The 13,489-nt window shown below is 60.7% G+C and carries 10 protein-coding genes; 8 read left to right on the plus strand and 2 right to left on the minus strand.

Annotated features, from left to right (window positions below):
• Positions 1 to 288: 288 nt before the first annotated feature.
• The 4 genes from BX591_RS30830 (at position 289) to BX591_RS30845 (ending at position 4,325) form a co-directional block, all read left to right on the plus strand.
• Entirely contained in the window at positions 289 to 2,724 is a 2,436-nt protein-coding gene (locus BX591_RS30830; protein WP_111935099.1) for a DUF6531 domain-containing protein, read from the plus strand.
• A gap of 30 nt (positions 2,725 to 2,754) precedes the next feature.
• Complete coding sequence (locus BX591_RS30835; protein WP_111935100.1) at positions 2,755 to 3,195, plus strand: hypothetical protein; 441 nt, start codon at positions 2,755 to 2,757, stop codon at positions 3,193 to 3,195.
• A gap of 173 nt (positions 3,196 to 3,368) precedes the next feature.
• The gene (locus BX591_RS30840) at positions 3,369 to 3,854 is read left to right on the plus strand and encodes a hypothetical protein (protein ID WP_146749837.1); all 486 of its coding nucleotides are present in this window, start codon (positions 3,369 to 3,371) and stop codon (positions 3,852 to 3,854) included.
• Between the two features lie 210 nt (positions 3,855 to 4,064).
• On the plus strand, positions 4,065 to 4,325 hold the full coding sequence (locus BX591_RS30845) for a hypothetical protein (protein WP_111935102.1): 261 nt from the start codon (positions 4,065 to 4,067) through the stop codon (positions 4,323 to 4,325).
• Positions 4,326 to 4,683: 358 nt separating this feature from the next.
• On the opposite strand, the gene BX591_RS30850 is transcribed toward BX591_RS30845, so the two are convergent.
• Positions 4,684 to 6,648 (minus strand): FUSC family protein, encoded by a 1,965-nt coding sequence (locus BX591_RS30850; RefSeq protein WP_111935103.1) that lies wholly within the window; start codon positions 6,646 to 6,648, stop codon positions 4,684 to 4,686.
• A 279-nt stretch (positions 6,649 to 6,927) separates the two neighbouring features.
• On the minus strand, positions 6,928 to 7,659 hold the full coding sequence (locus BX591_RS30855) for a 2OG-Fe(II) oxygenase (protein ID WP_111935104.1): 732 nt from the start codon (positions 7,657 to 7,659) through the stop codon (positions 6,928 to 6,930).
• Positions 7,660 to 7,832: 173 nt separating this feature from the next.
• On the opposite strand from BX591_RS30855, the gene BX591_RS30860 reads away from it, so the two are divergent.
• The 4 genes from BX591_RS30860 to BX591_RS30875 all read left to right on the plus strand — a co-directional run bounded on the left by BX591_RS30860 (position 7,833) and on the right by BX591_RS30875 (position 13,147).
• Entirely contained in the window at positions 7,833 to 8,681 is an 849-nt protein-coding gene (locus BX591_RS30860; protein ID WP_111935105.1) for an HTD2 family dehydratase, read from the plus strand.
• A 252-nt stretch (positions 8,682 to 8,933) separates the two neighbouring features.
• Entirely contained in the window at positions 8,934 to 10,433 is a 1,500-nt protein-coding gene (gene amaB / locus BX591_RS30865; RefSeq protein WP_111935106.1) for an L-piperidine-6-carboxylate dehydrogenase, read from the plus strand.
• A 146-nt stretch (positions 10,434 to 10,579) separates the two neighbouring features.
• Positions 10,580 to 11,752 (plus strand): NAD(P)/FAD-dependent oxidoreductase, encoded by a 1,173-nt coding sequence (locus BX591_RS30870; RefSeq protein WP_111935107.1) that lies wholly within the window; start codon positions 10,580 to 10,582, stop codon positions 11,750 to 11,752.
• A gap of 198 nt (positions 11,753 to 11,950) precedes the next feature.
• Positions 11,951 to 13,147, plus strand: a complete 1,197-nt coding sequence (locus BX591_RS30875; RefSeq protein WP_111935108.1) for an aminotransferase-like domain-containing protein — start codon at positions 11,951 to 11,953, stop codon at positions 13,145 to 13,147.
• Positions 13,148 to 13,489 lie beyond the last annotated feature (342 nt).

The raw sequence follows: 13,489 nt of genomic DNA on the forward strand, positions 1-13,489 counted from the left end.
TTGCAGGAAGGTTATCCACAGGCTTCTGAACAAAATCTGGGGATAAGTTTTAAAGGCGAGGCGTTGGGCACGGTCGGATGACGGTGCGCGGCGGCCTCGCTTTTTGCGTTTGGGGGTTTCGGATGAGTTGCCCTTTCTTGATTTCCTACGCTTTGTGTAGGTGCTGATAGAAGCGCGCTGTAGTTGGCGAAAATAGAAATACAAGATTGAGAATTTTCAGAGCCTCTCGTCGCTGAGTTCCTTATAGCGTGGTTGTGCTTCATACAAGTACAACCAATAAGGATGACGATGAAAGACTATCGCGTGGCCGAGAGGCCGGCCGGGATGGCCGTTCGCCTGCTAGCCGCATTCATGCTGCTCATGGTGGCGTTCGGTGCAAGCGCAACCGACTGTCTCAAGCTCTACTCGCAATCTGGTGCAACGCCGGGTTCAAAGACGTGTCGCCTCGATGTCGTGGGCAATACGCCCGGCGGGATGGGCAACTACGCGTGTATCAACGATCTCGCGCTAATCGATCAATGGTGCGCGGCGCCGGCGGCAAACGAGCCTGAGGCCAGTTGTCCCGTCGCTGATCCGGTGTATCCAGGCAGTGGCGCGGTCACGTTGACGGAGGCCGATTTCGTCAGCGGTGACGATCTGCCGATGCGGTTCACGCGGACGTATCGATCGAAGTCGTTGGGTGCGTCGTCTGCTGCGATGGGACCGGTGTGGTTTCACAGTTGGCAGCGCAATCTTGGGTTGGCCAATGCGAACAGCGGTAGTGCGTCGAAGGTTCTCGCGTATCGCGAGAACGGCGAGCCCGTCACTTTCAACTGGTCGTCCGGGAGTTGGCGCACGGCGGGATTTACGGGGCTCGCGCTCGTTCAATCCGGTTCGGGGTGGACGCTTACCGATCTGAAAACGGATACCACCGAGTCGTACTCCGCGCAGGGCTTGCTGCTGTCCGAAAGTACCAGGACGGGTTTTGTCCGCACGTTGACCTACGACAGCTCGGGTCTGCTGACGACGATCACGCAGCATGCGGCGGGCACCGACGCGAAGCAGGACGTCACGCTTCGCCTCGACTATAACGACAAGCGGCGTCTGTCGCGTTTGAATGATCCGCTAGGCAGGCTGACGCAATACGCGTACGACGCGAGTGGCAACCTCGTTTCGGTGACCTGGCCTGACGGCAACGTGCACCGCTATGTCTATGACGACACCCGCTTTCGTAACGCTCTTACTGGCGAAATCGACGAGATCGGCAATCGCATTGCGACGTGGAGCTACGACACGCAGGGGCGTGCGGTGGCGGTTAATCACGCGGATTCGTCGCTCAACGCGCAGTTCGCCTACGGCGCGGGGACGACTACCGTCACCGACAACAAGCGTACGACGACGCTGGGATTTTCCTCCGTTGGCGGCGTGCTGCGGCCCACGTCTTCCCGCTCGGCCGATGGCGCCAAAAACTTCGCGTGGGACGCATCAGGCAGTTTACTGAAGGACAACGACGAAGCTGGCAATTCCGAATACAGCTACGACGTCGCCGGACGACCCGCACGGATCACAAGCAAAGATGCTTCCGGGACGTCCATCACGACGATCCGCTACGCGGACGGTACGAGTCTGCGTCCTGCGGCGATTGCGTCGCCTGGCGTCATCCAGTCGTTCGTGTACGACGGGCAGGGCAATGCGACCGGGCTGAGCGAGACACCTACGACTGACAGCACGGGAGCGAGCGGCTTCGACGCGGCGAAATCGAACGACGCGACGCGTGCTTACGGCATGGTGTACGACGCCTTCAACCGGATCACCTTCGCGCAGTTCTACGAGGCGGGGACGTTGGTTGGGCAGTGGAAGGTCACGCGCGACGCGACCGGCAACGTGTTCGGCGTCATCGTCCAGCAGGCGTTGCCGGACGGTACGGAAATGATCATGCGCGATGCCGCCCATCGCGTTCTCAACGGCTACAACCCGACCGGCGATTTCTACCTGCGCTATGACCTGCGAGGGCGGATCAGCCGGTTCAAGTTCAATGAGTATGCGAGTCCGACCAATGGCGGTCTCAGACGCGTATTCAAGGTCAGTTTCGACTATGCGCCTGACGGTCGCGTTGTGTTGCGCAGCGGGACGGTCGCGAGGAATGGCAGTGTTCTCGATCTGAATGACGGGACAGATGTTCCGATCAGTAGCGATGAAGTCGATCAATGGATCGACAACTACAACTTTGGGGAATCGCCGGTAGGGCCGCCGGCGAATCTCCAGGGCTCGCGTCAGATGCTGAGAGCGGCGGTGCCTGGGACATCGGCTGTGTGCGGTGGGTGTCATTTTTCGGCCGGCTTGCCCGACAATCTGGCGCGCGGCGCGCTCTTTATCTGGCGGTTGGTGCATAACCCGGCGGTCAGGTACGGCATCGGGCAGGGAGCGAGAAAAGCGGCTGAGACGGTCGAGCGCATCAAGGAGATGTGCAAGCCGACGGTTAAGGATACGTCGGAGATAAACTGGGGACAAAATCCTAATCAGCTTTATCACACGTTTCGGCATCTGGATGAAGAGGGCATCCCGCATCAGCCGGTTATGGACGCCATCCGGCAGGATGTGGCGGAGAGCAGCGGTGTCAAGCTGGCGGTTGGTGATGGAAAAACGTTTTATGTAACAGTCAATGGTCGGGAGATTCAGTATTCGGCGTATCGGCTCTCGCCCACGGAGATTCGAGTCGGATCTATTGCGGCTGTACGACAATAATTAAGAACGGAATAATTTGGGATCGAACTGATGGAACGACCTTTCGAGAGTCACGAGCTTCGGCTACTTCAATTTCTTCTCTCAGTGAACGAATCTTTCTATGAAGACTACGTTCCCCGATGGAGAGCGCAAATAGAAACATGTACGGTTCATGAGGTCAATGTGCCCTACTGTCTGGCGATCAGCCATGAGGATCGATTGCCCGGTGGCGGTTACACACCACTGGCTCGTGTTCTGATTGCACTTGACGAGGGAGTGCCTGTGCTCATCTATGCCTACGTCATCGAAACGCGCTCCGGTTATGTCTTGCACTCCCTCGACATTGATCGTCTCGATGGAGAGGCACTTGTTAAGTATCCGGAGCCGGGTGACGGTCTCATGATCATGGAAGCGGGAAAGCGCATCGGCGGGGCAGACTTGAGACACGTTTTCAAGGAATCGGACCTTCCGCCTAGCCGTAAGCTTCCCTAGATGTCTTCGTTCATCCGGATGTCGTTCCGTGCATATGGATGAACGTCGTTCGCGTTGACGCCGTCCGCCCACCACGGTAGTTGCAATGTTCGAGATATTCATGCGACGACTGCTATGCGAATCCGACGCGCCGTCGCTGGATGGCGCGGCTTAGCGACTGGATGGTTCAGAAAATGACTGTTCCGTTTTGCCTGTCGGCACGCATGGATTCGGTTCGTCGGAAGAGAAGAGAACGGATGCCAAGACCACTTTTCTTGCAGGAAATCGCGTTGCTCACATTTCTAATTGAGACATGCGAGCCAATTTACGGCGATCGAATCAATCAGTGGAAGGCGCAAATTCGCCAGTGTCTAGTACGCGAGATTGGTTCTCGGTTTTACCTTGCTATGTGTCACGACGACAGCATGGAGAAAGCCGGGTGCGACGTGCTTACTCTCACCCGCGAGCTGGTGGGTGTCGATCACGGCGTACCTGTACTCATCTATGCCGTGGCGATGAAGACACCAACGGATCTTGTCATCGATGCGTTCAACGTAGATAGGTTGGATGGTGAACCGCTTGTTGACTATCCCGAGCCCGGCGCCGGATTGATGATTATCGAGGAAGGTAGACGGGTCGGTGGCGCTGATTTACGTCATCTAGTTCGCCTTCCGGGATAGGCGAACTGTGCAACGACCTTTCGCGAATCGCGAGCTTAAGCTGCTTGAGGTTCTTCTCGCCGTCAACGAATCGTTCTATGAAAAAGATGTACCCCAGTGGAGAGCGCAAGTAGAAAAATGTGCAGTTCATGCCGGCCCGCGAGGAGTTCGCTTTCTCGCAAAGTGCAGAGCTGACGCATTCGCCAGATACCAAGCTTGCAGAGGTTATTGATGGCCAAACAACATCCGCCCTATGCTGTCGTGCTGACTTATAACGAGGATCTGCAGCAGTTAATCGTGCATACCGTCGATCCGAGAAAACTCGCCCCGCTTGTCGCAGGGAGGATGGGCGTGGTTATGGCTGATGAGGACGATTTCAAACTTGATGACGAATTTGCCCGACAGCTTGGAATCGGAATGCTGAATACCATCGCGTTGGGTCAGCCTGCGATCAAGTTGTACATGACGGCCACGCAGCATCCGATCGATTGACCCTAGCGTCGCAATTCGTGTCGCCGTCGCTCGGGACGGTGACACGAATTGCCTGATGGCCTGTCGTTAACGGCCATCGGGCAATGGAGGGTCGGAAATCCCACGGGAGACTGCCCGCTTATCGGAAATGCGTACTTCGTCGTTTTAGCCGCTGCCAGGAGCGAGGCGTGGTGTTGAGCAGGAGCGGGCAGTGCGAGCGAAGCACTAAACCCGCAACGCCCAGGCCCACCACCGCACCTTCCCCACAAAACCCAACCCCATCAACAACTTGCCCTTGTTGCCGGAACGTTATCCACAGCCTTGCAAACATTTTCTGTGGACAACTCTCTTGCAGAACTCCGACGCCAGCCAGCCGCCTTCAAACGCTCCGACTTCTAAACGCCCAATTGAATATCCGCCGAGTTTGCTGAACCGGCTGCGTCAACCGATCGAACAACTGCGCGACCGCGCCATCGAGTTGAGCGAGTGCTGGCGCTGCATCCGGATCGACATCGAGCGCCGCAACCGACGCTTCATGCTTTTCCACCCCGCTCAACGCAGAACCCGCACCGCTATACCGCGCAATCAACGAATCCAGCCGCGCCACGATCGATTCCACGTGCGCCGCTCCAACTTCCGCAGCATTAAGCGCAACACCTTCCGACACCGCATCGCCGCGCCGCGACGAATCACTCAACACCCGCGCCCAATGCAGACAGCAAAGCAGCGAACCGGTAGCCAGCTCAACATCGGGATTCCACACCACAACGCGTTGCGTTTGCAGCGGTTTCAACGCGACCCGCAGATCATGCCAACTACGATCGAGCTTACGCATCGCCGAAGTCGCATCTGAAGTTGCATCCGCAGTACCGTGACCACGAGCCCGCGAATAACCCGCCACCCGCACCACCTCCCGCAAAGCCGCAAGCACCGCCCCAAGTCTCGCTTCGACATGCCGCGTCGCCGCAAGCGGCATCATCAACATCGCGACTGCGAACGACACGAGGCACCCCACCAGCACCTCTTCGATCCGCAGCTCGGCCAGCGGCCCCATCGCGAAGCCCAGCTCGCCATAAACCAGCCCAACGAGCACGGTGATAAAAAACACGCCCGGCGCATACGCATTCAGAATGAAGTAAGCCCAGCCGAAAACGCACAACACCATCGCCGCCACCAGCAACCCAGGCGAGCCATGCAACGGCGCAACCAGCAGCACGCTGACCAACGCACCGGCCAGCGTGCCCACGAGCCGCTGCGCGCCGCGATATACCGTGTCGGCGCGCGACCGTGTGCCGAGGAACACGACGAACGTCGTGATCACCGCCCAGAACCATCGCTCGGGAGACAGCGAGTGGCCGATCAGCATCGCGAGAAATGCGGCGGTCGTCGCGCGCGTGGCGGGGAGCCAGCAGAGCTTGGCGCGCAAATCGGCGAAACGCTGCGCAATGGACGCAGCAACGCGAACCTCAACATCAAGGCCTCCGCCTGAAGCCAACAACCCCGCCTCATTTCCCACACGCCCTCGCTGCGCCATCTCCCGTAGCCGCCCAACCGCATGCCGCAATACTCCCGCGCTCGCCTGCGCTCCACCCGAACCCGAACCAGGCCCCGCAGCAAACGCATGCTGCCCAGCCGCGACTTCCACTTCGACGATCCGCTCGCGAACCGTCTCGGCATCCGGCGGATTCAGCAGCGCCAGTTGCTCCTCAAGCGACAGCGCCGCTTCATTCAACGACGACAGATTCGCCGCCCCCGGCGCATGCAGCAGACGCGTCGCACGCAACGTCACCGTATGCACAGCCAACCGGAAACTCGCCGCGACTCGCGTCGGCACCAGCACACGGCCGACCAGCGTCACCATCACCGGCCCCAACACGGACAACGACAGCGACATCGCGAGGTGCTGCATCGAAGGATGCAGATACAAGCCGAGGTAAAAACACACCACGCCCAGCATCGCGCAACCCAGCGCGCGCGGACCACATGCCTGACACAGCATGCCGACGAACATCACGACGAGAAAACCCGCATCGCCGGCGAGCGGATAGCGGCTTAGCACGCTCGCCACGGCGAAACACGCGCACGAGCACAGATAAAGGCAGAAAAGGGTGCCGAACCACGCGGAGCGCCGCGCGTCGCGCACGAACAGCGGCGCGACCATCGCGAAGAGAATGGCGGGCGCGGCGAGGGTGATGGGCTGATGGCGGGACACGGTCCACGCGATGCCGGCCACGCCGGTCAGCAAGCAGGCAAGCGCAACGCGCAACGCGTTATGGAGGCGGACGAGTCCCGGGTCCGCGGCTAGCAGACGTTCGGCGACGCGCGAAAACGCGACAGCAATCATGATCGATGATATCCAGGCTAAATGGCCGCCTCCGGCTTTTGGCCGATTGCGACAGGGCGGGCACGCGGCCCGCCACCTACGTATCGCCGAACTGGGCGGTCATGCCGGGATCACCGGCCAACAGCCCCATCCGACGACGGGCGATAACCCCCGAACTGGCACGCCGAAACACGCTGCAAAGGGTGGCGCAGCGCATCCGGCGGGTTCGGGTTTTCCCGGATGATACCTGGACAAAATGACGCTTGTCGAATTTTTGCGGCAGCGCAGCACCGCGCCGCGTCAGGCAGCGTCGTGAAAAATCACGCCAAGCGTATGGCGCTGGCCCGAACGCAAACGGCTCACGCCATGCCGCAGATTCACCCGGTACGGTCCGCGCGTGCCTTGCACCGGCCGATGATGCACCGCGAACACGACTGCGTCGCCTTTACGCAGCGGCACGACTTCCGCGCGCGACTGCATCCGCGGACGTTGCTCGGTCATCACGAACTCGCCGCCGGTAAAGTCCACGCCCGGCTCGGACAGCAGAATCGCCGTCTGGAGCGGGAACACGTGCTCGCCGTAAAGATCCTGGTGCAGGCAGTTGTAGTCGTCCGGTGCGTATTGAAGTATCAAGGGCGTCGGACGCGTCTGGCCGGCGGCATGGCAGCGCGCGATAAACGCGGCGTGCTCGGCCGGATAGCGGACGTCGATCCCCATCGCCTCATTCCAGCGATTCGCCACCGGCGCGAGACGCGGATACAACTCGCCGCGCAGACCCGCGATCAGCGGCGGCAGCGGATACGCAAAGTACTTGTATTCACCACGGCCGAAACCATGCCGCGCCATCACGACACGGCTGCGATACAACCTGTCGTGTGGATACAGCGCGCTCAGCGCATCGCATTCGTCCGCACTAAGCAGATTCGGCAAGATCGCGCAGCCATGGCCGTTCAGTTCTTCTTCCACGTCGAACCAGTCGACCGCGTCGACGCGCTGCGCCAGCGAGTCAGCCTCTCTCACAATCGTATTCATCAGCTATCTCCATCCGGCATTTTTCGAGCGATGAGCGAGTGTAAGCACGCGCCGTCGGCCACGCACTCCGGCTCTTGCTCTTTCATTCGCATCCCGGCTTTGCCGGGCCCGCCCGCATCGTTCATAGTAGGACCCTCGTTCAGCGTCAACGCGGCAAAACGGAGGCTCATCGCATGCCCAACTCCTCACAGAAACTCGACGACTGGCTGTTCAGGGAAGTGGTCGTCAAAGACGACATCAGCGCCTTTCCGCTCACGGCGATGTCCGCCACGCTCGACCGCGAGGAGAACGGCATCACCGTGCCGCCGCTGTGGCATTGGCTGTATTTTCTGGAAGCCGCGCGGTTTTCCGAAGTGGGGGCCGACGGTCATCCGGAGCGCGGCGGTTTTCTGCCGCCGGTGCCGTTGCAGCGTCGCATGTGGGCCGGCGGGCGTCTGACGTTTCATGCGCCGCTCAAAGTGGGGGAGCGCGCCACGCGCACGTCGACCATCGCCAATATCGAAGACAAGACGGGTCGGTCCGGCCGGCTCGTGTTCGTGACGGTGCAGCACACGATCGAAGCGGGCGGCGAACTGAAGCTGGAAGAGGAACACGACATCGTCTATCGCGATGCGCCCGAGGCAGGCGCGCGTCCGCCGCAAGCGGCGCTCGCGCCGGAAGGCGAAACGTGGAGCCGCACAATCGAAACTGACGCGGTTCTGCTGTTCCGCTACTCGGCGCTGACCTTCAACGGCCACCGCATTCACTACGACTATCCGTATGCGACGGAGGTGGAAGGTTATCCCGGCCTGATCGTGCATGGCCCCTTGATCGCGACGCTGCTGGTGGATCTGGTGCGCCGCGCAGTGCCTGACGCGGATTCGGCGTTGCAAAGCTTCGCCTTCAAGGCGCTGCGCCCGGCTTTCGCCGGCCAACCCTTGACGGTGTGCGGCAAGCTCGCCGCCGACGGCAAAACGGTCGAGTTGTGGGCCAAGGACCATGAAGGCTACCTGATCATGCGCGCGATGGCCGCGCTCGCCTGAAGCCCGTGCATATTTCCAATAAGAAACGAATGTGGCGGTGTGGGTGCTTTTCCCATGCGCATGCATCCGGTCGCCCGCGCTCATCGCCCACCTGGCGAGCGGTACGCGGATTATGTGTGCGATTCATACGTGGCAAGCCTGACCGGGATTTCTCACGCTCTGCTCCGGGCAAATACGCTTGCCGCCATAAAAACCCGCGTGTATAGTTTCCGAACTTACTCTTGTTTCGCATCGGAAATTAAAGGGATTCTCATGGACGCTTCCACCATCCTCGCCGACCTCGGCATTGCCCAAGCGGCGCAAGCCGGCGACATCGCGGTTCACTCACCGATTACCGGCGAGCTCATTGGCCGCGTGGCCAGCAACACGGTGGCGGAAGTCGACACGGCCCTCGCCCAGGCGCAAGCGGCGTACACCGCGTGGCGCAACGTACCGGCGCCGCGCCGCGGCGAACTGGTGCGTCTGCTCGGCAACCGTCTGCGCGAAAAGAAGCAGGCGCTCGGCAGCATCATCACGCTCGAAACCGGCAAGATCCTCCAGGAAGGCATGGGCGAAGTGCAGGAAATGATCGACATCTGCGATTTCGCGGTTGGTCTGTCGCGTCAGTTGTATGGCCTGACGATCGCATCGGAGCGCCCGGGCCATCGCATGGCGGAAACGTGGCATCCCATGGGCACCTGCGTGGTGATCTCGGCGTTCAATTTCCCGGCTGCCGTGTGGTCGTGGAATGCGGCGCTCGCGCTGGTCTGCGGCAACGCGGTGATCTGGAAACCGTCGGAAAAAACGCCGCTTACCGCACTCGCCGTCAATCAGATTCTGATCGAAGCACTGCAGGAGTTCGGCGACGCGCCGGCCGGCCTGACCGCCTTGATCAACGGCGGTCGCGACGTCGGCGCGAAGCTGGTGGCCGATCCGCGCGCGTCGATCGTCAGCGCGACGGGCAGCACGGAAATGGGCCGCACGGTCGGCGTGGAAGTGGCCAAGCGCTTCGGCCGCTCGCTGCTTGAACTCGGTGGCAATAACGCGGGCATCGTCACGCAAACGGCGGATCACGAACTCGCCATGCGCGGCATCCTGTTCTCGGCGGTGGGTACGGCGGGGCAGCGTTGCACGTCGCTGCGCCGTCTGTTCGTACACGACAGCGTGTACGACAAAACCATCGAACGTCTGAAGCAGTTGTACAGCAAGGTGCCGCTCGGCAATCCGCTCGAAAAGGGCACGCTGATGGGGCCGCTGATCGACAGGCAGTCGTTCGCGCGCATGCAGGAAGCGTTGCAGCAGGCCACGGCTGAAGGCGGCAAGGTGTTCGGCGGCGAGCGCGTCGAGGTGAAGGGTTACGAAGGCGGCTACTACGTGCGTCCGGCGATCGTCGAAATGCCGTCGCAAACGTCGGTGGTGCTGAAGGAAACCTTCGCGCCGATTCTGTACGTGCTGCGCTACTCCGATTTCGCGGAGGCGGTCGAAGCGAATAACGCGGCCGTGCACGGTTTGTCGTCGTGCGTGTTCACGACCGATCTGCGCGAAGCTGAACGTTTCCTGTCCGACGCGGGCAGCGACTGTGGTATCGCCAACGTCAATATCGGACCGAGCGGCGCGGAAATCGGCGGCGCGTTCGGCGGCGAAAAGGAAACCGGCGGCGGCCGCGAATCGGGCTCTGACTCGTGGAAAGCCTACATGCGCCGCGCGACCAACACGGTGAACTACTCGTCGGCGTTGCCGCTTGCGCAGGGCATCGACTTCAATATCGACTGATTCGGCATCGAGCCGGCACCGAGCACAGTCGGTGAGCGCAGCGGCGCATTTTCTCGCCGCTGCGGGTTTGTCCTGCATGACCCCTTCAGCAATCCGTTTGCGCCGCCCGGCGTTGTAGAGCGGCCACGTTACTCGTGGAGTAAGACGTGAGTTCCAAAGTCGTTATCGTCGGCGGTGGGGTGATCGGCAGCTCGATTGCGTATTTCTTGCGGCTGTCCGACCCGACGGTCAACGTGACGGTGATCGAACGCGATCCGACTTACGCGCGCTCTTCGTCGGCGTTATCCGCAGCATCGATCCGTCAGCAATTTTCCACGCCGCTCTCCATTCAGATGTCGCTGTTCGGCATCGAGTTCCTGCGCTCGATCGGCGAGCGGCTCGAAATCGACGGCACGAAGCCGTCCATCGATCTGCACGAAGGCGGCTATCTGTTTCTCGCGACACCGGCCGGTGAAACGACGCTGCGTGAAAACCATGCGCTGCAAAAAAGTCTCGGCGCGGATATCAGTCTGCTCGACCGGAGCGAATTGCAAGCGCGCTTTCCGTGGCTTAATACGGAAGACCTCGTAGCCGGCGCGTATGGCGAAAGCGGCGAAGGTTGGTTCGACGGCTACGGTCTCGTGCAGGCGCTACGCAAAAAGGCTCAATCGCTCGGCGCGCGCTTCGTGGCGGCAGACGTCACCGCGATTCATCGCGACGGCAAACGCGTCACGCAAGTCCAAACCGCGAATGGCGAAACCTTTCCGTGCGACGTGATCGTGAACGCCGCCGGCGCATGGTCAAGACGCGTGGCGCAAATGGTCGGCATCGACATTCCGGTGTATGCGCGCCGACGCAGTATTTTCAATGTCACGTCGCCGGGGCAACTGGAACGGTGCCCGTTGCTGATCGATCCGAGCGGCGTGTATTTCCGCCCCGAAGGCAAATCGTTTATCTGCGGCACGTCGCCTGCGCCGGAAAACGATCCGGACGACCTGCCGCTCGACGAAGTCGATCACGCGCTTTTCGACGACGTCATCTGGCCGACGCTCGCGTACCGCGTGCCGCAATTCGAAGCCCTGCGGGTACAGAATTGCTGGTCCGGTTACTACGAATACAACGTGCTCGATCAGAACGCGATTATTGGCTATCACCCCGACGTCGATAACTGTATTTTCGCCAACGGCTTTAGCGGTCACGGCTTGCAACAGGGTCCGGCAACCGGGCGCGGCATTAGCGAACTGATTTTGCATGGCCGTTATACGTCGCTCGATCTGGCTTCGCTGAGTTTCACGCGAGTGCTGGAAAACCGGCCGATTGTGGAAAAGAACGTGGTGTAACGCCATGCATGGATGACGCAAAAGGGAAATGCGGCGGCGAGTTGATGCAAAAAGCGCAATACATGGTGCGTAGAACTCGTTTGCCGCGCATTCGGACCCTGGCCACAATTCACGCCGTTCCTCCTTCGGCAACTGTGTCGGTAACCCATTCGGCCAGCGAGCCGGAAAATTAGCCGGCCAAACCCACGGTCCGTCACCATGTTCGCATTCACTCCCGCATTCGAAGCGCCCACCGGTTCGCCGATTCGCGAGCTGTTCAAGTATCTGGCGCAGCCCGGCATGATCTCGTTTGCCGGCGGCTATCCGGCCGGCGATCTGTTCGATCGTGAGGGGCTCGACGCCGCGGCGGCGCGCGCGTCGCAACACACCACGCTGTGCCTGCAATACGGACCGACCGACGGTCTGCCGGTCCTCAAGGAACAACTCGCGAGCCTGATGACGCGCCGCGGCACGCCGTGCGCGCCAGCGGACCTGCTGGTGACGACCGGTTCGCAGCAAGGTTTCGATCTGTTGCTACGCGTGATGGTCGCACCCGGCGACGTGGTACTGGTCGAGCAGCCTGCTTACCCGGCGACCTTGCAAGCGCTGAAGCTACAGGAGGCCGATGTAGTGACGGTGCCCGTCGATCGGGACGGTCTCGACGTCGCCGCGCTCGCCACGCTGCTCGAAGCCGGCACGCTGCGTCGCCCGCCGAAGCTGCTGTACACGGTGCCGACCTTTGCCAATCCGACCGGCGCGACCTTATCGCTCGAACGCCGCACGGCATTGTTGAAACTCGCGGCGCGCTACCGGTTCCTGGTCGTCGAGGACGACCCGTACGGCGACCTGCGTTTCCGCGGTGCCGCATTGCCCTCGCTGCTGGCCTTGAGCGCTCAGGTGCCGGGCTCACGCGACTGGGTGGTGCATTTTTCCAGCCTGTCGAAAATCGTCGCGCCGGGTTTGCGCGTGGGCTGGATGATCGCGCACGCGGAGATCTTGCGACGCTGCGTGGTGGCCAAACAGACTGTCGATCTATGCAGTTCGCCATGGACCCAGGCGATTGCCGCGGATTATCTCGCGCACGGTGCGCTGGAGCGTCATCTGCCGCGAATCGTCGAGGCGTATGCCGAGAAATGCCGCGCGCTCTGCGATGCGCTGGACACGCATCTGGCGAAGCACATCGCTTTCCATCGGCCTGCCGGCGGCATGTTCGTGTGGGCACGATTAAACAGCGGCCAGAATGCGACGGATTATCTGCATGCCTGTATCGAACGCAACGTGATGTTCGTGCCGGGCGTTGCGTTTTATAAAGACAATATCGATCAGGCCGCGCTGCGGCTGTCATTCGCCGCACCCGGCGTCGCCGATATCGAAACCGGCGTGCGGAGAATGAAGCAGGCGCTCGATCGCGTTTGACCTGGGTCGGCGCGGTATTCACAGAAAAGCAGCAAGGTCAATACTTGAAATAACCCGGCGAGCAGCGTACGCGAAGCCGGGTTTTTTATGTGGGGCCTAAATTCCGCCATTTAGCGTCGAAGCGAAAGCCGCCGCGTCTGCATGCTCGATCAATAACTTAATGAATTGCGCGTGCTTGTCCGTCAAACTCCTGAAACATGGCGGACTGTTAAATAGAAAGATACAAAGCACCACTGGTTTTCTGCAAAAAATATCGGTTATGATCGCTGCCTTCGGCGATTGATCCGGTTGGCTTAATCCGCCGGGCATCCAAGTTAATACCGTCGCATCGAACCAGAAGAA

This window comes from Paraburkholderia bryophila, from assembly GCF_003269035.1.
Classification (GTDB): domain Bacteria; phylum Pseudomonadota; class Gammaproteobacteria; order Burkholderiales; family Burkholderiaceae; genus Paraburkholderia; species Paraburkholderia bryophila.

Bases quoted from the DNA above. Each gene is read 5' to 3' on its own strand.
- BX591_RS30830 (WP_111935099.1), top strand. From the start codon at position 289: ATGAAAGACTATCGCGTGGCCGAGAGGCCGGCCGGGATGGCCGTTCGC.
- BX591_RS30835 (WP_111935100.1), top strand. From the start codon at position 2,755: ATGGAACGACCTTTCGAGAGTCACGAGCTTCGGCTACTTCAATTTCTT.
- BX591_RS30840 (WP_146749837.1), top strand. From the start codon at position 3,369: ATGACTGTTCCGTTTTGCCTGTCGGCACGCATGGATTCGGTTCGTCGG.
- BX591_RS30845 (WP_111935102.1), top strand. From the start codon at position 4,065: ATGGCCAAACAACATCCGCCCTATGCTGTCGTGCTGACTTATAACGAG.
- BX591_RS30850 (WP_111935103.1), bottom strand. From the start codon at position 6,648: ATGATTGCTGTCGCGTTTTCGCGCGTCGCCGAACGTCTGCTAGCCGCG.
- BX591_RS30855 (WP_111935104.1), bottom strand. From the start codon at position 7,659: ATGAATACGATTGTGAGAGAGGCTGACTCGCTGGCGCAGCGCGTCGAC.
- BX591_RS30860 (WP_111935105.1), top strand. From the start codon at position 7,833: ATGCCCAACTCCTCACAGAAACTCGACGACTGGCTGTTCAGGGAAGTG.
- amaB (WP_111935106.1), top strand. From the start codon at position 8,934: ATGGACGCTTCCACCATCCTCGCCGACCTCGGCATTGCCCAAGCGGCG.
- BX591_RS30875 (WP_111935108.1), top strand. From the start codon at position 11,951: ATGTTCGCATTCACTCCCGCATTCGAAGCGCCCACCGGTTCGCCGATT.